This is a genomic window from Microbulbifer halophilus (assembly GCF_026183675.1).
In the GTDB taxonomy this organism is placed as follows: Bacteria; Pseudomonadota; Gammaproteobacteria; order Pseudomonadales; family Cellvibrionaceae; genus Microbulbifer; species Microbulbifer halophilus.
The window spans coordinates 100,927-125,301 of record NZ_JAPIVK010000008.1; the positions used below are offsets into that span (position 1 = coordinate 100,927).

The 24,375-nt window shown below is 65.3% G+C and carries 21 protein-coding genes; 16 read left to right on the forward strand and 5 right to left on the reverse strand.

What is annotated here, in order from left to right; translation table 11 throughout:
• Positions 1–194: 194 nt before the first annotated feature.
• The gene (gene serB, locus OQE62_RS06035) at positions 195–1,307 is read right to left on the reverse strand and encodes a phosphoserine phosphatase SerB (RefSeq protein WP_265721101.1); all 1,113 of its coding nucleotides are present in this window, start codon (positions 1,305–1,307) and stop codon (positions 195–197) included.
• Positions 1,308–1,420: 113 nt separating this feature from the next.
• Between serB and OQE62_RS06040 the strand changes: the two genes are divergently transcribed.
• The 9 genes from OQE62_RS06040 (at position 1,421) to OQE62_RS06080 (ending at position 12,406) form a co-directional block, all read left to right on the forward strand.
• A complete protein-coding gene (locus OQE62_RS06040; protein WP_265721102.1) occupies positions 1,421–2,503 on the forward strand; it encodes a hypothetical protein in 1,083 nt (360 codons plus the stop codon).
• Positions 2,504–2,682: 179 nt separating this feature from the next.
• A complete protein-coding gene (locus OQE62_RS06045; protein WP_265721103.1) occupies positions 2,683–3,081 on the forward strand; it encodes a MerR family transcriptional regulator in 399 nt (132 codons plus the stop codon).
• A gap of 24 nt (positions 3,082–3,105) precedes the next feature.
• Positions 3,106–4,275, forward strand: a complete 1,170-nt coding sequence (locus OQE62_RS06050) for an isovaleryl-CoA dehydrogenase (protein WP_265721104.1) — start codon at positions 3,106–3,108, stop codon at positions 4,273–4,275.
• Between the two features lie 306 nt (positions 4,276–4,581).
• A complete protein-coding gene (locus OQE62_RS06055; RefSeq protein ID WP_265721105.1) occupies positions 4,582–6,189 on the forward strand; it encodes a carboxyl transferase domain-containing protein in 1,608 nt (535 codons plus the stop codon).
• A 207-nt stretch (positions 6,190–6,396) separates the two neighbouring features.
• Positions 6,397–7,194 (forward strand): enoyl-CoA hydratase/isomerase family protein, encoded by a 798-nt coding sequence (locus OQE62_RS06060; protein ID WP_265721106.1) that lies wholly within the window; start codon positions 6,397–6,399, stop codon positions 7,192–7,194.
• Positions 7,195–7,427: 233 nt separating this feature from the next.
• The gene (locus OQE62_RS06065; protein WP_265721107.1) at positions 7,428–9,437 is read left to right on the forward strand and encodes an acetyl/propionyl/methylcrotonyl-CoA carboxylase subunit alpha; all 2,010 of its coding nucleotides are present in this window, start codon (positions 7,428–7,430) and stop codon (positions 9,435–9,437) included.
• A gap of 106 nt (positions 9,438–9,543) precedes the next feature.
• Positions 9,544–10,440, forward strand: a complete 897-nt coding sequence (locus tag OQE62_RS06070) for a hydroxymethylglutaryl-CoA lyase (protein ID WP_265721108.1) — start codon at positions 9,544–9,546, stop codon at positions 10,438–10,440.
• An 89-nt stretch (positions 10,441–10,529) separates the two neighbouring features.
• Positions 10,530–11,078 carry a lactoylglutathione lyase gene (gloA, locus tag OQE62_RS06075; protein ID WP_265721109.1) on the forward strand — a complete coding sequence of 183 codons (549 nt, stop codon included), beginning with the start codon at positions 10,530–10,532 and terminating at the stop codon, positions 11,076–11,078.
• A gap of 80 nt (positions 11,079–11,158) precedes the next feature.
• Positions 11,159–12,406 carry a DUF945 family protein gene (locus tag OQE62_RS06080; protein ID WP_265721110.1) on the forward strand — a complete coding sequence of 416 codons (1,248 nt, stop codon included), beginning with the start codon at positions 11,159–11,161 and terminating at the stop codon, positions 12,404–12,406.
• 213 nt (positions 12,407–12,619) lie between these two features.
• On the opposite strand, the gene OQE62_RS06085 is transcribed toward OQE62_RS06080, so the two are convergent.
• Positions 12,620–12,973, reverse strand: a complete 354-nt coding sequence (locus tag OQE62_RS06085; protein WP_265721111.1) for a DUF4870 family protein — start codon at positions 12,971–12,973, stop codon at positions 12,620–12,622.
• A gap of 139 nt (positions 12,974–13,112) precedes the next feature.
• Positions 13,113–14,363 carry a response regulator gene (locus OQE62_RS06090; protein ID WP_265721112.1) on the reverse strand — a complete coding sequence of 417 codons (1,251 nt, stop codon included), beginning with the start codon at positions 14,361–14,363 and terminating at the stop codon, positions 13,113–13,115.
• A 407-nt stretch (positions 14,364–14,770) separates the two neighbouring features.
• Between OQE62_RS06090 and OQE62_RS06095 the strand changes: the two genes are divergently transcribed.
• On the forward strand, positions 14,771–15,307 hold the full coding sequence (locus OQE62_RS06095) for a PadR family transcriptional regulator (protein ID WP_265721113.1): 537 nt from the start codon (positions 14,771–14,773) through the stop codon (positions 15,305–15,307).
• A 189-nt stretch (positions 15,308–15,496) separates the two neighbouring features.
• Positions 15,497–15,952 carry a DUF1203 domain-containing protein gene (locus OQE62_RS06100; RefSeq protein WP_265721114.1) on the forward strand — a complete coding sequence of 152 codons (456 nt, stop codon included), beginning with the start codon at positions 15,497–15,499 and terminating at the stop codon, positions 15,950–15,952.
• 63 nt (positions 15,953–16,015) lie between these two features.
• On the opposite strand, the gene OQE62_RS06105 is transcribed toward OQE62_RS06100, so the two are convergent.
• Complete coding sequence (locus OQE62_RS06105) at positions 16,016–17,161, reverse strand: beta-ketoacyl-ACP synthase III (RefSeq protein WP_265721115.1); 1,146 nt, start codon at positions 17,159–17,161, stop codon at positions 16,016–16,018.
• A 288-nt stretch (positions 17,162–17,449) separates the two neighbouring features.
• Here OQE62_RS06105 and OQE62_RS06110 point away from each other — a divergent pair, with 288 nt between their 5' ends.
• Together OQE62_RS06110 and OQE62_RS06115 are read left to right on the forward strand one after the other, a co-directional pair.
• Complete coding sequence (locus OQE62_RS06110) at positions 17,450–17,998, forward strand: PH domain-containing protein (RefSeq protein WP_265721116.1); 549 nt, start codon at positions 17,450–17,452, stop codon at positions 17,996–17,998.
• On the forward strand, positions 17,985–19,454 hold the full coding sequence (locus OQE62_RS06115; RefSeq protein WP_265721117.1) for a PH domain-containing protein: 1,470 nt from the start codon (positions 17,985–17,987) through the stop codon (positions 19,452–19,454). The genes OQE62_RS06110 and OQE62_RS06115 overlap by 14 nt, the downstream gene beginning before the upstream one ends.
• Positions 19,455–19,465: 11 nt before the next feature.
• Here OQE62_RS06115 and OQE62_RS06120 read toward each other — a convergent pair whose 3' ends face one another.
• A complete protein-coding gene (locus OQE62_RS06120) occupies positions 19,466–20,158 on the reverse strand; it encodes a ComF family protein (protein WP_265721118.1) in 693 nt (230 codons plus the stop codon).
• A 267-nt stretch (positions 20,159–20,425) separates the two neighbouring features.
• On the opposite strand from OQE62_RS06120, the gene bioB reads away from it, so the two are divergent.
• The 3 genes from bioB to bioC are packed head-to-tail and all read left to right on the forward strand — an operon-like array spanning position 20,426 to position 24,341.
• Positions 20,426–21,493: a biotin synthase BioB gene (gene bioB / locus OQE62_RS06125; RefSeq protein WP_377535376.1), complete on the forward strand. Its 1,068-nt coding sequence runs from the start codon at positions 20,426–20,428 to the stop codon at positions 21,491–21,493.
• Complete coding sequence (gene bioF / locus OQE62_RS06130) at positions 21,490–22,683, forward strand: 8-amino-7-oxononanoate synthase (RefSeq protein WP_265721119.1); 1,194 nt, start codon at positions 21,490–21,492, stop codon at positions 22,681–22,683. Before bioB ends, bioF begins: the two co-directional genes overlap by 4 nt.
• Entirely contained in the window at positions 22,680–24,341 is a 1,662-nt protein-coding gene (gene bioC, locus OQE62_RS06135; RefSeq protein WP_265721120.1) for a malonyl-ACP O-methyltransferase BioC, read from the forward strand. The genes bioF and bioC overlap by 4 nt, the downstream gene beginning before the upstream one ends.
• The last annotated feature ends 34 nt before the right edge of the window (positions 24,342–24,375 follow it).

A 24,375-nucleotide genomic window follows, 5' to 3' on the forward strand; every position in this document is an offset into this window, starting at 1 on the left:
CGGGTTATCTTCATGGTGCTACTGGTGCTGTCTATCAGCAGCTGCGCCGGTGGCGTCTGTACCGATCGCGAAAAGCAGCGCCCGCTGCCAATCCCGCACGCCTTTGCCTGAACCGCCGCTCCTGTGCGGAGGCCGCTATAGCTGTAGGCCGGGGTGAGCTCCGCGAAGCCCGGCAGGAGGGCCCCGGCGGTCCGTTACGGCAGCGCGGCGATCTGCCGGTCGTTGAGCCCGAACAGATACAGCGCCGCATCCAGCCCGAAATGCGTAATCGCCTGCGGCGCCTCCAGGCGCACCTTGGGCTTGGGGTGAATGGCGATGCCCAGCGCGCCCAGGTTCAGCATCGGGATATCGTTGGCGCCGTCGCCGACGGCGATCACCCGGTCCGGATCCAGCCCCAGCTCTTCCGCCATCTGCTGCAGCAATTCCCGCTTGCGATTGCCGTCGACGATTGGCTCGATCACGCCACCGGTCAGTGCGCCGTTTTCGAACTCCAGCTGGTTGGCGTGGATAAAATCCAACGGCAGTTTCTCCCGCTGCAGGTAGTCGGCGAAATAGGTGAAACCGCCGGACAGGACGGCCGTCTTGCAACCCAGCGCCCGCAGCGCGCGCAGCAGTTGCTCCGCGCCGCCCTTGATCGGCAGTTGCGTCGCGATTTCACCCAGGCGCTGTTCGGAAAAACCTTTCAGCAGCGCCATGCGCTTTCTGAAACTCTGGCGGAAATCCAGCTCGCCGCGCATGGCCGCCTCGGTGATCGCCGCCACCTGATCGCCGATACCGGTGATCTTCGCCAGCTCGTCGATCACCTCGGCGTCGATCAGTGTCGAATCCATATCGAAACCCGCCAGCCGTGGCGGGCGCTGACTGTGGCCCGGCTGTAACACCAGGTCTGCCTCCAGCTTCTCCGCCAGCTGCAGACAGGCGTGCCTGGCCGGGGCAAAATCCGGTTCGGCGTCCAATTGGAAGCGCAGCACGGTGCGGTCGTCGCGCCGGGCCAGGGTGTCCACGGCGGTTACGGGCCACTTGCGCCCGGCGAAAAAGGCCAGCAGTTGCTGCAGCCGGGCGAGACTCAGGGCCGGGGAGAGCAGGGTGGCGCACCAGGGGCTGCCGACGGGCGCGGGTTCCGCCGCTGCAGCGGCGGCTTCGGTACCCCCTTTCCCCAGGGGCGAAACGCCGGCGTACTCCAGCCCGAGGTGCGCCAGGTCGCCGTGGCATTCGAGGTAGCGGACTGTCGCATTTTCCGCGGCCGGGATCTGCGCTATCTCCGCCAGCGGTATCCTGAATTCCCGAAGTGTCGTCGCTGTGGCCATGATCGCTTCCCTGTGGGTTGTCGGAATGGGAGGCGCATTATAGCTCCCGCGGCATTATTCGCTAAAATCACCCGATCGATACCCACAACGACAACAGACAGCGCGGCCAGCCAATGATTGCCTTCCTGATCGACAAGAGCCAGAACCTGCCGAAACGCCTCGCGCGGTTGCCGCAACACCGGCGCCAGCAGTTGCTCGCGGCCCTGATCTGGCTGGTGCTGGCACTCTTCTGTTGCGCGGTCCTGGGGCACTATTACGGCCAGCAGCGGGATGCCGCCGCTACGCGCGACCGTGCCGAGGCGCGGGCGGCGGCCACTTTCCTGGCCGGCCAGAGCCTGGAGCGCATCGTCGCCGGCGATCGCATCAGTACACAGTTGCTGACCCGGCAACTGCTGGCGCTGCCGGCCATCTCCGGTATTACCGTGCAGGACGTGGAGTCCAATCCGCTGGCGCAGGTAGGGGATCCGGAGCGCGGCGAGACGGTGACCGAGCCGGTAGTGTTGCACGACAGCCTCGCCGGCAGTGTCACTGTCAATGTGGTGCCGGGGAGCGGTGTGCACTTCCCCTGGGGTAGCCTGCTGCTGGTGCTGGTCTTCGCCCTGCCGTTCAGCGCCGCAGCGGCGCTGGCTGCCAGCCAGCTGCCTGCGCGCCGCGCGATGCCGGTGATGGAGGCGACACCGGTACCGCAGCCGAAACCGGAGCCGGAAGTGCGGGTGGGGCTGTATATCCGCCCGCTCAACTGGGTGCAGCTCGGCAACCAGCTCAGTCGCAGCGCGCTGGACAGCCTGCAGTCGGAACTGGAGGAGCGGCTGCAACTGCTGCGGCGCATCTACGATGCGCGCCCCCTCGAACACGCCGGGCCGCATCGGGGGTTGGGGTTCTGTGGTGAGGATGCAGTCTTTCGCGCCGTCTGCTGCGGCCTGTTGTTGCGAGAGTTGCAGGGGGCCAGTCGCGCCACTGGCCTGCAACTCGCGGTGGCGGTGGTGCCGGCCCGGACGGAGTCCTTCGAGTTTTCCGGCGAGCAATTGCTGTCCCAGGCCCGCGATCTGTCCCTGCACGGCGAGCTGCTGGAGGATGAATCCCTGGCCGGCCGTATCGAGAGCTACGGCGTGGACTGGGGCGCCCAGGTCACCGGTCTCACTTCCCCCTACCAGAAACTGCTCGACAACCAGTTGCACCAGTTGCTGCAGGCATGACCATCCGCGCTTTATGAGTCCGTTTTTGTTGCAAAGTTGACGTTTACGTTAACGTAAACTGCTGCTAGTCTTTGCGGCAATCGGGTCGGCACCCGCGCCGCGCGCATCCCCTGTACGGCAGGCCTGTGCGGTGCCATCAGTCAGTCGGTGGAGCTGCCGCCGCGTCACCGGAAGTCTCTATGAACCGCAAGCCTGAAGAAACCAGCTACAGCATTTCCGACCTGGCGCGGGAATTCGATATCACCACCCGCACCATCCGTTTCTACGAAGACAAGGGCCTGATCTGCCCGGCGCGCCGGGGGCAGACCCGCGTCTACAGCCCGGAAGACCGGGTGCGGCTGAAGCTGATCCTGCGCGGCAAGCGGCTGGGCTTCTCGCTGGACGAGAGCCGCGAAATCATCGACATGTACGACCCGGCCCACGGCAATGTCGAGCAGTTGCAGCGGCTGCTGGAACACATCGAACAGAAACGCGCGCAGCTCCAGCAGCAGTTGCGCGATATCCACAGCCTGATGGGCGAGCTGGATGACGTCGAGGCGCGCGCCCGCGCTTCTCTGAAGGATCGCCCGGAAAGCTGAAGAATCAACCGTTACGGAGTTGCCATGAACACGCCCTACCCAACCCTGAATTTTGGTCTCGGCGAAGAGATCGACATGCTGCGCGATATGGTTCACAAATTCTGCCAGGCGGAGCTGGCACCGCGCGCGGCGCAGATCGACGAGGACAACCTGTTCCCGGCCGATATGTGGAAAAAGTTCGGCGACCTGGGCCTGCTGGGTATGACCGTCGAGGAGGAGTTCGGCGGTTCCGATATGGGTTACCTCGCCCACGCGGTGGCGATGGAGGAAATCTCCCGCGCGTCTGCATCCGTGGGCCTGTCCTACGGTGCTCACTCTAATCTCTGCGTGAACCAGATCCGCAAGAACGGTACGAAAGAACAGAAGGCCAAATACCTGCCGAAATTGTGCTCCGGCGAGCATGTCGGCGCGCTGGCCATGAGCGAACCCAACTCGGGGTCCGATGTGGTCAGCCTGCAGCTGCGCGCGGAGAAAAAGGGCGACCGCTATATCATGAACGGCAACAAGATGTGGATCACCAACGGCCCCGATGCCAATACCTACGTGATCTACGCGCGCACCGAGCCGGGCGTCAGTTCCGGCGGCATCACCGCGTTTATCGTCGAGCGGGATTTCCCCGGTTTTTCCCGGGCGCAGAAACTCGACAAGCTGGGCATGCGTGGCTCCAACACCTGTGAACTGGTGTTCGAGGATTGCGAGGTACCGGAAGAAAACATTCTCGGTGAGCTGAACGGCGGCGTGCGAGTATTGATGAGAGGTCTCGATTACGAGCGCACGATTCTTTCAGGTGGTCCGGTGGGTATCATGCAGGCCTGCCTGGATACGGTCGTGCCTTATGTCCATGAGCGCAAACAGTTCGGCAAGGCGATCGGCGAGTTCCAGTTGATGCAGGGCAAGGTTGCGGATATGTACACCGACCTCAACGCCAGCCGCGCCTACCTTTACGCCGTGGCCCGCGCCTGCGATCGCGGCGAGGACTCGCGCAAGGACTCCGCTGCGGTGATCCTCTTCACCGCCGAACGCGCCACCCAGATGGCCCTGCAGGCGATCCAGACCCTGGGCGGCAACGGCTATATCAACGAATACGACACCGGCCGCCTGCTGCGCGATGCCAAATTGTACGAGATCGGCGCCGGCACCTCGGAAATCCGCCGCATGCTGATCGGCCGCGAATTGTTTAACGAAACCCGCTAGCCGGGAGCGCCGAGCCCCAGCTCGGCAAGCGGACCGCAGGTCCGCTCTCCCCTCTCCCGCTTGCGGGAGAGGGGCCGGGGGAGAGGGCGGTGTCGGTGCCTTCTGAGGTTTTTGCGGTGCCATTCGCCAACTTCGTGGCGGCGCTGCTACCGGTACTGCCTTGCGAGACACGCCGTGTATACATCCCTGTAGGCTTGTCCGCGAGGTCCCTCTCGCGGACAGTCTCGCAAGGCAGTATCGGCATCAGCGCCTTCGCATCTAACCTCTGAGCTGTTAGCGACTGCCTGGAAACGCGAATCAGAATCTATGAGCCAACTACAAAGCAAAATTAACACCCGCGACAAAACCTTCACCGAAAACCGCGAACAGATGCAGAAACTGGTCGCGGACCTGCGGGGAAAAGTGGAGAAAATCTCCCTCGGCGGCAGCGAGCGGGCGCGTGAAAAACACGTCGCCCGCGGCAAGCTGCTGCCGCGCGACCGCGTCGATGCGCTGCTGGATCCCGGCAGCCCCTTCCTGGAGTTCTCCCAACTGGCCGCCCACGAGGTCTACGGCGAGGAGGTGCCGGCCGCCGGCATCATCACCGGTATCGGCACCGTCTCCGGCCAGCCCTGCGTCATCGTCGCCAACGACGCCACCGTCAAGGGCGGCACCTACTATCCGCTGACGGTGAAGAAACACCTGCGTGCCCAGGCCATTGCCGAGCAGAACAACCTGCCGTGCATCTACCTGGTGGACTCCGGCGGCGCCAACCTGCCGCGCCAGGACGATGTCTTCCCGGACCGCGAGCATTTCGGCCGTATCTTCTTCAACCAGGCCAACCTGTCGGCGCAGAACATCCCGCAGATCGCCGTGGTCATGGGCAGTTGCACCGCCGGCGGCGCCTATGTGCCGGCGATGGCCGACGAATCCATCATGGTGAAAGAGCAGGCGACGATCTTCCTGGCCGGTCCGCCACTGGTGAAAGCCGCCACCGGCGAAGAGGTGACTGCCGAGGAGCTGGGCGGGGCCGAGGTGCACTGCCGCGATTCCGGTGTTTCCGACCACTACGCCAACAACGACAGGCACGCGCTGGAACTGGCGCGCCGCTCGGTCGACCGCCTGAACCGGGTCAAGAATCCGGGCCTGGATATCCGCAAACCGATCGAACCCATCTACCCGCCGGAGGAAATCTACGGCGTGGTGCCGGCGGATTCCCGCCAGCCCTACGACGTGCGCGAAATCATTGCCCGCACCGTGGACGGCTCCGAGTTCGATGAATTCAAGGCGCTCTACGGCACCACCCTGGTTACCGGTTTTGCGCGCATTCACGGCTATCCGGTGGGCATCGTTGCCAATAACGGCATCCTGTTTGCCGAGAGCGCGCAGAAAGGCGCGCACTTTATCGAGCTGTGCGCGCAGCGCAATATCCCGCTGGTGTTCCTGCAGAACATCACCGGCTTTATGGTCGGCAAACAGTATGAGGCCGGCGGTATCGCCAAGCACGGCGCCAAGATGGTGACTGCGGTGGCCACGGCGAAAGTGCCCAAGATCACGATCCTGATCGGCGGCTCCTTCGGCGCCGGCAACTACGGCATGTGCGGCCGCGCCTACGACCCGAATTTCCTGTTCATGTGGCCCAATGCCCGCATCTCGGTAATGGGCGGCGAGCAGGCCGCCGGTGTACTGGCGCAGGTCAAGCGCGACCAGATGGAGGCCCGCGGCGAGAGTTGGAGTGAGGAGGACGAGCAGGCGTTCAAAAAGCCGATCGTCGACGACTACGAACACCAGGGGCATCCCTACTACGCCTCGGCGCGTCTGTGGGACGACGGCGTGATCGATCCGGCGGATACGCGGCGGGTGCTGGGGCTGTGCCTGGCGGCGGCGACGTACAGGGAACCCGAAGAGACGAAGTTCGGCGTTTTTCGCATGTAGCGAGAGCCCTCTCCCTAACCCTCTCCCGGAGGGAGAGGGAACTGGTGGGGGGAACTAGCGAAGCCACTGGGTTTATAGAGCCTGCGCAGCCTCCGATAGAGCTCCCCTCTCCCTCCGGGAGAGGGGCCGGGGGAGAGGGCCGCCGAGGAACACCACGAAATTTTACTGTAGGGTGACTCCCCAAATTCACCGAACAAGGAACCCACTATGAGCGACAAACTGCAGTGCGAAATCGACAGCGAGGGCGTGGCCACGGTTACCCTGAATCGGCCGGATATACACAACGCCTTCGACGACGGGTTGATTCGCGAACTGGGCGAGACCTTCGACCAGTTGTCGCAGAATCCCGAAATCCGCGCCCTGGTACTGGCGTCGAACGGAAAGAACTTCTCCGCCGGCGCCGACCTGAACTGGATGAAGCGCATGGCGGAATATTCCGAAGAGGAAAACCGCCACGATGCCGCCGCGCTCGCCGCCATGCTGCACAAGCTGGATACCTTCCCGGCGCCCACCATCGCGCGGGTGCAGGGCGCCGCTTTCGGTGGCGCCGTGGGCCTGGTCAGCTGCTGTGATATGGCGGTGGCCAGCGAGCGCGCCAGTTTCTGCCTGTCGGAAGTGAAGATCGGCCTGCTGCCGGCCACCATCAGCCCCTATGTGATCAACGCCGTGGGCACACGCCAGGCGCGTCGCTACTTCGTCACCGCCGAGCGCTTTTCCGCCGAACGCGCGCGGGAGATCGGCCTGGTGTCGGAAGTCTGCCCCGAGGGCGAACTGAACCTGACAGTGCAGAACCTGGTCAACGCCATCACCGACAATGGTCCCAAGGCCGTGGCCATGTCGAAGCAACTGGCGATGTCCATGTCCAACCGCGTGATCAACGAGGAACTGCAGGGACAGACCAGCGCCCTGATCGCCGCCGTGCGCGTATCGCCGGAAGGGCAGGAGGGCCTGAGCGCATTTCTGGAGAAGCGTGCGCCCGAGTGGATGGGTGGCGGAAACGAATAACACCAGTTTCAGAATGCTGCGCGCTTGTTAATGGCAGAAGCCGGGGCGGGGTGCGCCTTTCCGGGACTGTCTGCGAGAGGGACCTCGCAGACAAGCCTACAGGGATGTATTAACGGCGTGTCCCGGAAAGGCGCACCCCGCCCCGGCTCCCGGAGCAGAGTCTCGAAACCTGACGAGTGATTTGTGCCCGGAGCTTTGATTGCGGGGCCGGAAGTGTTGAAAAAGAGTGAACCATGATTCGCAAATTGTTAATCGCCAACCGCGGCGAAATCGCCTGCCGGATTATCAAGACCGCCCGCCACCTCGGTGTGGCCACCGTGGCGGTCTACTCGGATGCCGACGCTAGAGCGCTGCATGTGCAGCTCGCCGACGAGGCGGTGTACCTGGGGCCGGCGCCGGCGAAGGAGTCCTACCTGGATATCCGGAAGGTGCTCGCCGCCGCGCAGCAGACCGGCGCGGATGCGGTGCACCCGGGCTACGGTTTTCTGTCCGAGAATGCGGAATTCTGTCGCGCCTGCGACAGTGCCGGCATCATATTCGTCGGCCCGCCGGCAGCCGCCATCGATGCCATGGGGTCCAAGTCCGCCGCCAAGCGCATCATGGAGGAGGCCGGGGTGCCGCTGGTGCCGGGCTACCATGGCACCAACCAGGACGCCGGTATTCTCGAGGGCCACGCCCAGCGCATCGGTTACCCGGTACTGCTGAAGGCCGCCGCCGGCGGCGGCGGCAAGGGCATGCGCCGCGTCGACAGTGCGGACGAATTCCACAGCGCACTGGATGCTGCCAAGCGCGAGTCCATGAATGCCTTCGGCGACGACCTGATGTTGCTGGAACGCTACGTGGTCCAGCCGCGCCACGTGGAAATCCAGGTGTTCTGCGACAAGCAGGGCAACGGCGTCTACCTGTTTGAACGCGACTGTTCAGTGCAGCGCCGCCACCAGAAAGTGGTCGAGGAAGCGCCGGCGCCGGGCATGAGCGAGGAGCTGCGCGCACAGATGGGCGAGGCGGCACTGCGTGCGGCCCACGCCATCGGTTACGTGGGCGCGGGCACGGTGGAATTCCTGCTCGATGCCAGCGGTGCCTTCTACTTCATGGAGATGAACACCCGCCTTCAGGTGGAGCACCCGGTAACCGAAATGATTACCGGCCAGGACCTGGTGGCCTGGCAACTGGCGGTGGCCGCCGGCGATCCGCTGCCGATGCAGCAGGACGACCTGACGATCATCGGCCACGCCTTCGAAGTGCGCATCTACGCCGAGGATCCGGACAACGACTTCCTGCCGGCTACCGGCACTCTGGTGCGCCACCGGCCGCCGGAAGAGGGGAACGGGGTGCGCGTGGATACCGGCGTGCGAAGCGGCGATGAAATCAGCGTGCACTACGACCCGATGATCGCCAAACTGATCTGTTGCGGGCGCAACCGCCGCGAGGCATTGGCGAAACTGGACCGCGCGCTGCAGCAGTACCAGATTGCCGGCGTGCGCCACAATATCGAATTCCTGCGCCGCGTCATCAACCACCGCGAGTTTGCCGGCGGCCGAGCCACCACCCATTTTATCGAAGACCACGAAACCGAAATCCTGCGGCGGGAACACCAACTGACGCCGCTGAAATGCGCCGCCATCGCCGGCTACCTGAGCGAGCGCGAGAGTCGCGACCTGTGTGCGCGGGCGCCGCAGGCCGACAGCCGGTCGCCCTGGCACAACGGCGACAACTGGCGCAGCAATCTTGTCGGTCGCCGCCGCCACCATATCGACCACCGCGGCCAACACGCCGAGATCCGCTTTGCCTACAACGGCGAAACCCTGAACTGGCAGAGCCGGTCCGCGGAAGGCGAAGAACAGTCCGGCGAAATCCGGCTGCTGCGCGATCGCGAACTGGCGCTGGTGGACGGTCGCCGCGTCGGCTTCAGCAGCGTGGATACGGACACAGAGACAAAAAGGTGCGGTTCGATTTTTATCGACAACACCCAGGTGGAGTTCGAATTGCTGCCGCCGGATATGGGCGAGGCCGGCGATCGCGATCGGGGCCTGGAAGCGCCCATGAACGGCACCATCGTCGCCCTGCTGGTGGAAACGGGCGCGGCGGTGGAGAAAGACCAGCCGCTGCTGGTGATGGAAGCGATGAAAATGGAACACACACTGCGCGCCCCCGCTGCCGGCAGCGTGCAGCAGTTTTTCTGCGCCGAGGGCGAGCTGGTGGATGGCGGCAGACTGTTGATTGATTTCGCCGCCGGGGAGTAACGGTAGGGTGCGCCGTGCGCACCGAAAAAAATACGGGCTGCCACCGGTTTTCGGTGGTGCGCACGGCGCACCCTACGATCGGATACTCGATATTGGAAGATTGATTATGAACCTGCCGAAAAAGGTAAAAATGGTCGAAGTGGGCCCCCGCGACGGCCTGCAGAACGAGAAGCGGGAAATTTCCGTGGCCGCCCGGGTCGGGCTTGTCGACCGCCTCAGCGCCGCCGGCCTGCCGGTGGTGGAGGCCGGCAGTTTCGTCAGCCCGAAGTGGGTGCCGCAGATGGCGTCCAGCGAGGAAGTGCTGGCAAAGATCCAGCGCAAACCCGGCACCGTCTACAGCGCCCTGACGCCGAACATGAAAGGTTACCAGCGTGCACTGGAAGCAAAGGCGGACGAGGTGGCGGTATTTGGCGCAGCCTCGGAATCCTTTACGCAAAGGAATATCAACTGCTCCATCGAAGAGAGCCTGGAGCGTTTCCGCCCGCTGCTGGAGCAGGCGCAGAAGGACGGTATCCGCGTGCGCGGCTATGTCTCCTGTGTGCTGGGCTGCCCCTACGAGGGGGAAATCGACCCGGCCAAAGTGGCCGAGGTCAGTGCGGCCCTGTTCGAAATGGGTTGCTACGAAATCTCCCTGGGCGACACCATCGGCGTCGGCACGCCGGAAAAAGCCCGGCAGATGATCGAGACCGTCGCCGCAAAAGTGCCGCAGGAAAAACTGGCGGTGCATTTCCACGATACCTACGGCCAGGCCCTGGCCAATATCTATGCGGCGCTGCAGATGGGCGTGGCGGTGGTGGATTCCGCCGTGGCCGGCCTCGGCGGTTGCCCCTATGCGAAGGGCGCGTCTGGCAATGTCGCCAGCGAGGACGTGCTCTATATGCTGAACGGCCTGGGTATCGAGACCGGCGTCGACCTGGACCTGCTGGCGGAGGCCGGCCACTTTATCTCTCAAAAGCTGGGTCGGGACAGCAATTCGCGCGTGGCGCGGGCGCTGGCCGACTGATCCCTCTCCCCCGGAACGGCGGCGCTTGAAACGGGCGCCGCCGGACCCCATCGTTAGCGGAACACCGAACCTCTCCAAGGAGTTAGCAGATGTCCCGCCATTTCGAGCAGGCCCCGGGCCTCGCGGAAAGCGCCGATCCGGCAACCGAAGGCTATGTCTTCAACCAGACCATGCTGCGTATCGTGGATCCCGAGCGCAGCCTGGATTTCTATACCCGCGTGCTGGGCATGCGCTTGGTGCGCAAGCTGGATTTCCCGGAAATGCAGTTCACCCTCTATTTTCTCGCCTACCTGGACGAGCAGCAGGCGCAGGCGGTACCGGAGGACGACAATCGGCGCACCACCTTCACTTTCGGCCGCGAGGCCATGCTGGAACTGACCCACAACTGGGGCACCGAGGAAAAGGCCGGTTTCGAATACCACAACGGCAACGACGAGCCCCAGGGTTTCGGCCATATCGGCATTGCGGTGCCGGATGTGTACAGGGCGGCGGAGCGCTTCGAATCCCTGGGAGTGCCTTTCCAGAAGCGCCCGGACGACGGCAAGATGAAGGGCCTGGCGTTTATCCGCGACCCGGATGGCTACTGGATCGAGATTCTCCAGCCAGACATGATCGAACGCCAGCAAAAGGCCGACTGAACGGCACGGCAGCGCCCGGCGGGACTGTGTCACAGCGAATCTGATACTATCGGGCAAACTGGAAAACCGACTGTCCGCCCATGAAATTTCTGCGCCTGACCCTTGTTTCTCTCACTGCACTGCTGGTTGCCGCGGCACTGGCGGCCCCCGGCTTTATCGGCCCCAGGGTGGAGGAGATCTGGAAACAGCAACTGGCGCAACTGCAGGGCGGCCGGGTCAGCGACTACGAGCGCGGCTGGTTCGGCGCCGAGGCGGGCACCTCCGTCCGCAGCGGCGACGGCACCACCGAGCTGCGCAGCGATATCCAGCACGGGCCGCTGCTGTTTACCGCCGGCGGTCCCAGGGTGGGCGCCATGTACAGCGAGACGCGGCTGTCGGTCGAGGGGCTGGCACCGGCGCTGCGCGCACAACTGGAGCGGCTCTACGGCCGCCTGGACCACAGCCCGCTGGTGCTCGAGTCCCTGGTGGCGGCGAACAACCGCGTGATCAACACCCTGCGCCTGGAACCCTTCACCCGCAGTGATTCCGGCGGCGAACTGGAGTTCGACGGCGGTCGGGTGCGGCTGGAAACCGACTACAGCGGCGCAACTCCCACCGGCACCATCGAGCTGGGCGCCCTGCGCTGGATGCAAAAGGGGCGCGAGCGCCTCTACACGGATTCGCTGTCCGGCAAATTCCGTATCCGGCCCGGCGCCTCCGGCGACATCGCCCTGGTGTTGCCGCTGCTGCGCGCCGATTCCGATTCCGGCCCGCTGGAGATGCGCGACCTGTCGCTGGATATTTCCGCTGAGCTGCTGCCTTCCCGCAAGCTGAAACTGGTGTCCGACCTGCGCGCGCCGCGGATACAGTCGGCCACGCCCATCAGCTCGGTAAAGCAGCAGATGACTCTGCCGCAGATCAGCCCCGCCGACCTGGGCCATTTTCTGCGGCCGCTGTTGCAGGCGCCGGCGGAGCGCAACTGGCCCCGGATACTGCGGCGCCCGTTGCAGCTGCAGCAACAGCTCGCCATCCAGTCCGCCAACGGTCCGGTGTTGCTGGACGCGGATATCGACTGGGCCGGTATTGCCGCCGGCGTACGGCCGGTGGCGGAGGCCCCGGCGCAGTGGATGGAGCCGCTGACCGGCACCGCGACCTTCAGCGCCGCCGAGCAGGCACTGCTGCAGTCGCCGTTGGTGGGCCAGGCCATGACCCTGCGCAAGTACGGCCTGCTGCTGGAGGAGGACGGGGAACTGCAGATGCATCTGCAGGTGGACCGGGGGGAGTTGCAGGTCAACGGCCAACTGCTGCCGCCGGACCTGTTCCTGCTGGCGCTGAGCGGCCAGTTCTGAGCGGGTTGGGGGCCGGCCGGGTCGGTGCCCGCGGCAGATTCAGCTTCAAGTTTCGGTGTTGGAAATGCCTGCCCATAGCACAGGCCGGGGTGGGGGGGGGCGCCTTTCTGGGACACGCCGTAAATACATCCCTGTAGGCTTGTCCGCGAGGTCCCTCTCGCGGACAGTCCCGGAAAGGCGCTCCCCACCCCGGCCCCTCGAGTTCTGCCGGGATCAATAGGCGGGCCGGTTGTCCACCAGCGTCAGCCAGCCGCGGATCACGCGATAGGCGGCCCAGACCCAGGCGATGCCGATGATCAGGAAGCCCAGCCCCAGTACCCACCAGGTCAGGGAGCCGATCACCGTCCACAGCAGCCAGAACCAGAAAGTGCGGATCTGCCAGCGGAAATGGGATTCCGCCTGGGTGCCGCGCACGTCGCTGCGCTTGAAGTAGTTGATCAGGACGGCGACGAAAAAGGGGACGCCGGTCAGCAGGGCGATGCCCTGCACCAGGTAGACCAGGGTGGCCAGATCCCGGCCGCTCTGCTCGCGGGCCTCCCGGTCGGGTGAAGGGAACTGCTCGGACATGGTGTTCTCTCGCAACGGTGTGACTCCAATATAGTGTGTGGGCGCTCGCCTCATTATCAAGACGCGGCGGCGAGTCCGTCCGGATGCATCCCCGGCAAGAGATTGCCGACCACCCGTCGACCTCCACTCCCACAGCCGCCTACTCCAGGGTCCTCTCGGTGTGCACATTCTTCTCCCGCCAGGCCTTCAGTTGCTGGACAGATGAACGCATCAGCTTCAGCAGTTCGGTGCGCTGGTGGCGGCAGTATTCCCGCTCGCTGTCGATCGACAGGCGCGCCGACAGTGATCGCAGGCGTGCGGCTATGGCCTCCAGGCCGATTTCGTCGGCGCTGGCACTCAGGGCGCGGGCCATTTTTGCCGCATCGAGCCAGTGGCGCCCGGTCAGGGCACTGGTGAGTGCGGTGACTTTCCTGGGCAGGCTGGCGGTGCGGTCACTCAGCAGTTCGGCGAAGGGCAGGTGGCCCAGGGTATCGCGCTGGCGCATCAGGGTGCTGTTGTTCAGCAGTCGCGTGGGGCGCGGCCTGCGCTCCCGGCCGGCGGATTTGCGCGCGCGGCCCAGAGTCCACTTGAGCAGCTGCTGCAACCGGTCATCGCTCACCGGTCGCGACAGCACGCCGGTCAGGCCGCGGGCCCGATAGCGCTCCCTGTCGCCGGGGCGGAGGCCGGCGACCATGGCGAATATCGGCAGTTCCGGGCCGCTGCCGCGGCGGATCCTGCCGGCGGCCTCGACGCCGTCGATCAGCGGCAAGCGGCTGTCCAGCAGGATCAGGTCGAAACGGTCGCGCAGCGCGGCGTCGGCGCCGTCGATACCATCGGTTTCCCGTTGTACCCGGTGACCGCGGGCCTCCAGCGGTTTCAGCAGTGAGCCCTCCGCGGAGGCTTCCACCAGCAGGACTTTCAGGCCGGCACCGCCCGGGGGGACCGCAGACGGTTTCACTGTTGCCACCTCCTGTTCGCCCGGGTGCCGGATTTCATCCAGTGCCTGCAGGCCGGTCTGCAGTTGCCGCCGGGCGATGCTCACCCGTTGCGCGGCCCCCTCGTCGCCGCTGCGGGCGAGCAGGTTCAGGGTGCTGTGCACGGCGTCGAGGGGCCGGCGCAGCCGGTGGTCGATGGTCGCCTGCAGGTCCGCCTTTTCCCGCCGCTGCTGTTCAATGGTCTCGCGCGCCTCACTCAGGTCCCGTTCCCGCGCAGAGAGCTCCCGGTGGTAGGCCTGCAACTGTCGGTAGACGCTCCTGTTGTCCGACCGCAGGGACTCGACCAGATCGTCGCTGTCCTCGATGGTTCGCCGGAGGCGTATCCCCAGCAGGATGGCGATGCCGCTCGCCAGCAGCAGTGCGACGCCCAGGGCGGCGGGCCAGTAGAGGGGCAACTGTATCTCGGTGAGGGACACCTGCAGCGGCGCCGCCCGGGCGGCGGGCGCGGCTAAGGCGGGTGCAGCGGGGGCAATACGGCGCAGACAATGCCGGGGAGCGGAGCGGGTCCGCCCCGGGTGAGAAGGGGGGCTGTTCATCCTTGATACCACTGTGGTCGATGCGGGCTGTTCCTGCGCCCGCGGGGTTTTGCAACGCGGAAGCAGTCTTCGGCTTCCAGCGCGATTGATACTGCAAGCTGGTGCAGGACTCAAGCAAAAAGTGTGATTTCGTCGGGGATGTGAGGTACGTAAGTGCTAACCGGGTAATCTCGTGTAATGGCTCGGGGAACAGCGGAGCCCGCGGGAAGGTGGATCGGCGTGGGCGCCATTGCGCCCGGGCGTTACCATGACTGCACTATGAAACTCTTTGCATAACCGGAGGCCGCATGTCCCTGCGCTACGCCGTTCTCACGCTGCTGGATATCGAGCCCGGCAGTGGCTACGACCTGAAACGGCGGTTCGAGCGCAGCGTGTCCCACTTCTGGAGCGCCAGCCACCAGCAGATGTACCGGGAACTGCACCGGCTGCACGACGAGGGCCTGCTGGACTGCACCGAACAGCCCCAGGCCGGCAAGCCGGACAAGAAGATCTACGCCCTCACCGAAGCCGGTCGCGAGGCACTCGATGTATGGGTACAGCGCCCCGCGCCGCCGCAGAAAATCCGCGAACCCTTCCTGATCCAGCTGTTCGCGGGCCACCACCTGGACAATGCGCAGGCGCGGGAGCTGGTTCAGAGACAGCTGGACCGGCACCGCGCGCTGCTGGCGGGCTATATCGAACAGAACGAGCGCGCGCTGAAGGGGGACCCGGAGAGACTGGAACGATACTGGCTGGCGCACCGGACGCTGTTGCTGGGGATCGAGTCGGAGAAGACCTGGATCGCCTGGGCAGAGAAACTGTTACAGGAGCTGGACCGGCGATAGCGCATATCCGGCTGACCTGTTTCTATCGCGACAGCAGCGGCGCGCTCGCCGGCAAACCCGACTGTTTGTCAATGCCGCTTCCGGATCCGGCCGGTGCCACCTGTCGCCGTTCGCTAGGCTGCCCCTTTCGTTATCAAGTGGAGAGCGACAGCCGTGACCTATACCGTTACCCCCATCCAGCCGGCTTTTTTGCGCAAAATCAGAGAAACGGGCCTCGACGATCTGGGCCAGCCGGTAAGGCGGCTGGTTGCCCGTGGAGGCGAGCCCTGCCGCGATCTGCTGCGGGGGGCGCGCCCGGGTGAGGAAATCATTCTGGCGAGCTACTGCCCGTTCAGCCTCCCCGGACCCTACCGGGAATACGGACCGGTTTTTGTGTTGGCGCAGGCCGGCGAGGATGTTGGCCAGCCGATGGAATTGCCCGTGCCGCAAAACAGCGCAACGGATTACTGGCAGATGGGAGCACAACTGGTCGTGCGGGCTTACAGTGCCGCCGAGGATATCGTGACCGCACAGCTGGCGGGGCCGGAACAGATCGGGGAAGTGGTGGAGGGATATTTCGCGCGGGACGATATAGATTTCGCGCTGCTTCGATTTGCCGCCTATGGCTGCTATGCGCTGCGCCTGGACCGCGCGCTCTCCCGCTAAACTGGTCGGGAGAGCGGAAAACAGGCCGGGATCTTCCGGCCTGTTTGCCACATGCGATCCGGATCAGGGTCGGATCTTCTCCACCACCAGGCTGCCGATCGAGTAACCCGCCCCGAAAGAACAGATTACCCCGCGATCCCCCGGCTGCAGGTCGTCGCTGTGCAGGTTGAAGGCAATCACCGAGCCGGCGCTGGCGGTATTGGCGTAGCGGTCCAGCACCACCGGCGCGCGATCCCCGCCGGCGTCGTCCCCCAGCAGTCTTTTCGCGATCAGGTTGTTCATATTGAGGTTGGCCTGGTGCAGCCAATAGCGGCGCAGTTCCGCCGGCTCGTTGCCGGTTTCGCGCACGTGTTCCTCGATATGCGCCGCCGCCATCGGGCAGACCTCCTTGAACACCTTGCGGCCGTTCTGGCGGAACAGCTTGCCTTCGCCGAACGGATCCACGTCCGCGGCGCGGGAGGTGTAACCGAAGTTGGAACGGATATTACTGGAGAAAACCGTCTTCGCCCTGGTGCCGAGAATCTCCCAGGCAGTGTCCGCGCTGCAGGTCTCGCGCCGCTCGATCACGCTGGCCACGGCCACGTCGCCGAAGATGAAGTGGCTGTCGCGATCGGTGTAATCCACCTGCGGCGAGGCCAGCTCCGGATTCACCACCAGCACGGCGCCGACGGAACCGGACGCCACCGAGTCCACCGCGCGCTGCATGGAGAAGGTGGCGGAGGAGCAGGCCACTTCCATATCGAAGGCGAAGCCGTCGATACCCAGTGCGTCCTGGATCTCGATGGCGATGGCCGGGTAGGCGCGCTGCAGGTAGGAGGCGCCGACGATCACCGCATCGATGTCTTGCGGCTTCTTGTTCGCCTTCTCCAGCGCCAGCCGGGCTGCCTTCAGGCCCATCTCCGCCTGCAGGCTGAGTTCGTCGTCGGCGCGCTCGGGGATGTAGGGGCGCATGCGTTCCGGATCGAGGATACCCTCGCGGCTCACCACATAGCGGCTCTTGATGCCCGACGCCTTCTCGATGAACTCCGCCGAGGACTGCGGTTTGGCCGCCAGTTCACCGGCCTCGATCTGCCCGGCGTGTTCGCGGTTGTAGCGCTCCGCCCAGGTGTTGTAGGCCTCCACCAGCTCCTCGTTGCTGATGGCTTCCGGCGGTGTCCACAGGCCGGTACCGCTGATTGCGATACCGCGCGGCAGTTTGTATTCACTCATCGCTGAACCCTTGGCTCGCGGCAGTTTTTGCGCGAGCGACTCTTCTCTGATTAACGTTAGCAGCGCCATGCGTCATTGATACGGGCGTGCCAGGCAGTTGGAGCGCAATTGTGACGGGATTGCCAAATTTGGTCTATGTGCTGAAGGGGCGGGCGATCGCGGCGTTCTGGCCAGGGGGTAGGTGCTGATTCGCCAGGAACCACTTCGCGCAACCTGCCCGGCCTGCGTCAGTTGCCGATCCCGGAAAAAGCGTCTGGCGGACTTCGCAGCAGAGGCGGAGGGGGTACAATGCCATTTTCCATTCCTACCTGCCCGCAGGGAGTCGGTGAAATCGTGCACGATACGGATTTTCAGGATGTCAGTTCCCGGTATCTGGGCCTGTTGCGGCTCAACCTGTCGCTGTGGCTGGTGGCCGCGCTGGCGGGAACGGTCGGGGCGCAGGCACTCTGGGCCGCCGCTGCACTGGTGCCGCTGCTGGCGGGCGGGGCGGCGGCGGTCCTTCTCGTCGGCCTGATGGTCTTCTGGGCGCCGCGGCGGGCCCGCTATACCCGCTACCGGGTCGGCGACGGCGATGTACGCTTGCACACCGGCGCCTGGTGGCGCACGGCCCTGGGCGTTCCCACCAACCGTATCCAGCACCTGGAGATCACCCAAGGTCCGCTGGAACGCAGGCTGGACCTGTCCCGCCTGGCCCTGTTTACCGCCGGCGGCCAGGGCTCGGACCTGAAAATACCGGGGCTGCGCAGCGACACGGCGCGGGCGCTCAAGGCCGAGCTGCTGGCGCGCATCGCTGCCGAGGAGCAGGATGGCGAGGAGGCCGCCCTTGCGGAGTCCTGACTGGCAGCGCGTCTCGCCCCTGGCGCTGATCTATTTCACCCTGGATCTGGGGCGCAAAATCGTGGATCAGGGAGTCAATCTGCTGCCGGTCCTGTTGGGTATCTGGGCCGGCGGCGAGCTGGTGCGGCACTACGCCTGGCACTACGGGCCGCCGCTGGCGCTGGGCGGTATCGCACTGGCCGTGGTTTTGCGCTACTGGTTCTTTCGCTATCGGGTCGACGGCGACCGGATCCACCTGCGCAGCGGCGTCTTCAAACGCAAGCGCCTGACACTGGAATTCGAGCGGGTGCAGCAGGCGGATGTGGCGCTGCCGTTCTACTTCCGGCCCTTCGGCCTGGTGAGTCTGGGACTGGAGAGCGCCGGCTCCGGGCGTCAGGAAGTCAATATTGCCGGTATTCCGCGGCGGCAGGCCGAGGACCTCCGCCGGCGGATACTGGCCCGGGTGCAGGAGCCGGCTGCCGGGAGTGCCGGGGCGGGCGAAGGGGACGGGGACTACCGCCTGACGCTGCCGCTTTCCGAGGTGCTGCGCTATGGCCTGATGCACAACGGCCTGCTGTTCCTGCTGCCGGCGGTCGGCCCCCTGAGTCGGTATCTGGAAACCTCGCTGGACTGGGTGGCCGCGCTGTATGTGGCGCCGCTGCTGGGCACTGCGGGGGATGCTGTCTGGGTTTCCGCCCTGTTGATGGCGGGGCTGGTACTCGGCCTGCTGATGCTCCTGTCCGGTCTGTCGATCGTCGCGGGGCTGGTGCGCTTTCACCGCTATCAGCTGGTGCGTCGGGGAGATGGCTTTCAGTACCGCGCCGGGCTTGGGACCATCAAGAGTCGGGGCTTCCGGCGCTACAAATTGCAGCAGGTGACTGTCACCCAGGGACTGATGGCGCGATTGATGAAGCGCTTCAGCCTGTCTGTCAGCAAGGCCGGCGATCATACCGCGACGCCGTCGAAGGCGCAGCAGAAATTCCTGGTGCCTGTATTGACCGCCCGCACCCTGGCGGCACTGAGCGAGCAGCTGCAACTGCCCGGGCCGCGCTGGCGGTCGGTCAATGCCGTTTGCGTCCTCGGCGACACGCTGGTCCAGGGCTCCTTCCTGGCACTGTTGATCGGGACACTTCTGCTGATCGCCGGAGCCGTGGTCTGGCCGGCCCTGCTCGTTTATCCGGCGGTTGCCCTCGTGGGCCTGCGGCGCTGGCAGCGCCTGGCCTACCATCGGGGCGACGGTTGGCTGGCGCTGCGTACCGGCTTCGTCGGTCGCAAGGTGCAGTGGCTGCCGGAAGCGAAAGTGCAGAAGGTCGCCGTCAGCCGCCCGCCCTGGCTGCGCTCCCTGGGGCTGTGTCACCTGACCGTCTGGGGCGCCGCGGGGAGGCTGACGATTCCGTTCCTGGCAGAAGGCGAGGGCGCCCGCCTGTCTGAAAGCCTGCTGGAAAGCGTGACCCGGTACCGGGGCCGCTGGTTCTGATAGAGCCCCCATCAGGGCACCCGCGCCAGTGCACAGGCGCTCACCTTTTCCGCTCCGGCCTGCAAAAGCACCCGGGAGGCCGCCTCCAGTGTGGCACCGGTGGTGATTACATCGTCCACCAGGCCGATATGCAGGCCGTCCACATCCCCGCGTATCGCAAAACTGCGGCTCAGGTTGTGCAGGCGCCGGGCGCGTTTGAGTTGCTGTTGTGTCTCTCCCGCCGTCACCTTGCGCAGCAGGCGCGGATGCACCGGGATTCCCCACCGGCGGCCGAATTCCTCCGCGATCTGGTGCGCCTGATTGAAGCCGCGCCCGAACAGAAACTTGCGCCAGTGCAGCGGAATCGGCACCAACAGATCCGGTTTCGTCCGCGGTGCTAGCCGGTTGGCTGCCAACTGCGCCAGGCTGTGGCCGGCGGCCAGGTCGCCGCGGTACTTGAAGCGCTGTATCAGCTGGCCGACGGGAAAGGCATAGTGCCAAGCGGCGCGGGCGCCGGCAAAACTCGGCGGCTGTTGCAGGCAGCGGGGGCAGGTGCGGTCGGCTTCCGGTAGCGGCAGGGCGCAGCGCTCGCAGGCACTGTGCAATAGCGGCAGCTCGGCGCGGCAGCCGCTGCAGAGACCGCTGCGGTGGGGGCAACTGTCGCCGCACAGCAGGCAGCGCACCAGGCTGCGGGACAGAAACTGTGAAAATTGCCTGTAAACCATTCCCTGGTATTCCGGTTGACAGCGGTTCGGCCACCGCTAAACTGGCCGCACTTAACGAATTCAGGTTTCGCGGGGCCAGATGCCTGTCGATGGCACAAGCTGGGGCGGGGGGCGCCTTTCCGGGACTGTCTGCGAGAGGGACCTCGCAGACAAGCCTACAGGGACGTATGCACGGCGTGTCCCGGAAAGGTGCCCCCCGTCCCAGCTCCCGGAGTTGCCCCTCGAAACTTGAGTTACGGAACAATAACGACCGGGAGATTAAGCCCAGTGACCGCAGCCCAGCAAATGCCCGCCTCGGAAATCCGCCACGACTGGACCCGCCAGCAGGTACTCGACCTGTTCGCGCTGCCGTTCAACGACCTGCTGTTTACCGCCCAGCAGGTGCACCGGATGCATTTCGATGCCAACCGGGTGCAGGTCAGCACCCTGTGCTCGATCAAGACGGGCGCCTGCCCGGAAGACTGCGCCTACTGCCCGCAGAGTGCCCGCTACGACACCGGCCTGGAGCGGGAAAAACTGATGGAGGTGGAAAAGGTACTGGAGGAGGCCCGCGCGGCCAAGGCCGGCGGCGCCACCCGCTTCTGCATGGGCGCCGCCTGGCGCTCGCCGAAGAAAAAGGACATGCCCTACGTCACGCAGATGGTGCGCGAGGTGAAGGCGCTGGGGCTGGAGACCTGCATGACGTTGGGCATGCTGAAAGACGAGCAGGCGGCGGAACTGGCCGAGGCGGGTCTCGACTACTACAACCACAACCTGGATACCTCGCCGGAATACTACGGCGAGATCATCACCACCCGCACCTACCAGGATCGCCTGGAAACCCTGGACCGGGTGCGCGCCGCGGGCATGAAGGTCTGCGCCGGCGGCATCGTGGGTATGGGTGAAGGCGAGAAGGACCGCGCCGGCCTGCTGATGCAACTGGCCAACCTGCCGGAACACCCGGAATCCGTGCCCATCAATATGCTGGTAAAGGTCGCCGGCACGCCGCTGGAGACGGAAGAGGACCTGGATCCGTTCGAATTTATCCGCTGTATCGCCGTGGCCCGCATCATGATGCCGAAATCCCACGTGCGCCTGTCCGCGGGGCGCGAGGAGATGAGCGACGAGATGCAGTCGCTGGCCTTCCTCGCCGGCGCCAACTCGATTTTCTACGGCGAGAAACTGCTGACCACCGCCAACCCGGAAACCAACGAGGATATGCAGCTGTTCGCGCGCCTGGGCATCCAGCCGGAAGAATACCGGCAGTACGCCGACGACGCCGAACTGGAGGCGGACCTGAACGCGCAGGTGAGCGAACAACAGAACGCCCCCTACTTCTACGACGCGGCAAAATGAACCTGCAATCGACGCTGCGCCGGCGCCTCGCCGAGCGTCGCGAGCGCCACCTCTATCGCGAGCTGAAAACCCTGGCCGCCGCGCCGGGGCCGGCCGCTCGGGTGGACGGTCGTGAGCTGGTCGCCTTCAGCAGTAACGACTACCTGGGGTTCGCCAGCCACCCGGCGGTGATCGCCGCGCAGCAGAGCGGCGCCGAACTCGGCGCCGGCGCCACCGCCTCCCACCTGGTCAATGGCCACCTGCAGATACACGCACAGCTACAGGACAAAATTGCCGAGGTCACCGGCCGCGAGGCGGCGCTGGTATTTTCCAGCGGCTATACCGCCAATATTGGCACCATCTGCGCACTGGTGGGCCGCGGCGACACCGTTGTTTCCGACAAGCTCAACCACGCGTCGCTGATCGACGGCGCGCGCCTGTGCGGCGCCGCCAGCCTGCGCTTTGCCCACAGCGATCTGGACGCACTGGAACGGCAACTCGGGCGGGCCGCGGAAACCGACGGTAATATTCTCGTCGCCGTGGACGGCGTCTACAGCATGGATGGCGACTGCGCACCGCTCGCCGGCATTGCCGCGCTCTGTCGCGACTACGGCGCCTGGCTGATGGTGGACGAGGCCCACGGCTTCGGCGTCATGGGCAGCGAATCACTGCCCGCCGCCGGCAGTGTCGCCGCGGCGGGGCTCGGCCAGGAAGACGCGCCGGTGGTGATGGGCACCCTGGGCAAGGCCGCCGGCAACGCCGGTGCCTTTGTCGCCGGCCCGCGGGAACTGATCGATTACCTGGTGCAGTTTGCCCGCCCCTACATCTACACCACCGGTATGCCGCCGGCGGTGGCCGCCGGCGGCCTGGCGGCCACTGAACTGATGCAGCGCGAGCCGCAACACCGCGCGCGCCTGCGCGGCAATATCGACCATTTCCGCGCGCGCGCCGCAGAGCTGGAGCTGCCACTGGCAAAGTCCGCCAGTGCCATCCAGCCGCTGCTGCTCGGCTGCGAGAAAACGGTGATGAGTGTAGCGGCCGAGCTGCAGCAAAGCGGTTTCCTGGTGGGCGCGATACGCCCGCCGACGGTGCCCGCCGGCACCGCACGCCTGCGCATTGCGCTGAGTGCCGCGCACAGCGAAGAACAGATAGAGGGGCTGCTGGAAGCGCTGGCGGAGTCCCTGAGCGCGCAGAAGGCGGCGAGTGCATGAAGCCGGTAGAGCATCTTGTGCTGCTGCACGGCTGGGGCGGCGACGGGCGTATCTGGCAGCCGCTGTTGGACGGCGGGAATCTCGATTGGCCGGTCACCTGTCTGGAATTGCCCGGCTTTGGCGGTAACGAGCAGGCGTGGCCGGACGACGAAGCGCTGCTGCAGTGGCTCTACGACCGCTTGCCGCACAACTGCCTGCTGCTGGGACATTCCCTCGGCGGCATGCTGGCCGCGCGCCTGGCGGCGCGGCCCGGTCAGGAAAAAATCGCCGCGCTGATGACCATCGCCGCCAACGCGAGCTTTGTACAACGAGGCGACTGGCCGGGTATGGACCCGCGGACCTTCGCGGATTTCCGTCAATCCATGAGCGCTGAACCCGAAACGACGCGGGAGAAATTCTGCGGCCTGCAGGCCCGCGGCGACAGCGCCATGCGCTCTGTGCTGAAACAACTGAAAAGCTGGCATCCGGGGGAGATCGGAGCCCAGTGGCTGGATGCCCTCGATTGTCTCGGCAGGCTCGACAACCGCGGCGTGTTGGCCGAAGCGGCCGTGCCGTCGCTGCACCTGTTCGGCGAAAAAGACGCGCTGGTGCCGGCGGCCGCGGCGGAAAATATCCGCGCGCTGGGAGCAGGGGTTGAGATCCTCCCGGATTGCGGCCACGCGCCGCAGGTTTCCTGCCCGGAACGGATTGCGGAGCAAGTTCTCGGCTTTGTGCGGACGAACACAAGGTTCGCCCCTGCAGAAAGTGCCCCCGTTAACGGTGGGGGCGAACCCTGTGTTCGCCCGGCGGAGTCCGGAGAGTCCCCGTTCGAGAAATCGGTTGTGGCCCGCTCCTTCGGCCGCGCCGCCGCCAGCTATGACAATGCCGCCCATCTGCAGCGCGCCGTCTGCCGCCAGCTATTGTCGCAGGCCGCCGGTGAGCAGACGCCGAAAACCATCCTCGACCTGGGCAGCGGCACCGGCTACGGCAGTGAGCTGCTGCGCAAACGCTTTCCGCAGGCAGCGATCATCGCCCTGGACCTGGCCGAGGGCATGTTGCGCTACGCGCGCGATCGACGCCCGGTGGCGGATTGTCATATCGCCGCCGACGCCGAGCAGCTGCCGCTCGCCGACAATAGTGTCGATCTGGTGTTTTCCAGCCTGGCATTGCAGTGGTGCTATCGCCTGCCGCAGTTGTTTTCGGAGTTGAAACGGGTGCTGGCCGACGGCGGCCGCTGCCTGGTTTCGACTTTGGGGCCGGGCACGTTGAGCGAACTGAAACACAGCTGGGCGCAGGTGGACGGCGGGGTGCATGTAAACCGCTTCCTGCCGCTGGACGAGTGGCAGGGCGCCGCATTTGACAGCGGTCTGCCCGGCGACGTGGAGAGAGAACAGCGCGTACTGCATTTCGATGATGTGCGGCAACTGATGCGGGAACTGAAAAATATCGGCGCGCACAATGTGAATCGCGATGCGGGCAGGGGGCTGTCGGGTCGAGAAAAGCTGCGAAGATTGGCTGAAGCCTATGAAGAACGGCGATCACCGGCGGGGTTGCCGGCGAGTTACGAGGTGATCTATCTGAGGCTGGCAAAAGGCGCCGGGAAGGGTGTCGGGCTTCCCCCTGGGAACGCCGAGCTCCAACTCGGCACGCGGGCCGCAGGCCCGCCGCGGGGCAATTAGCAGGTTGCGTTGGCGGGCCGGTGGCCCGCCATGC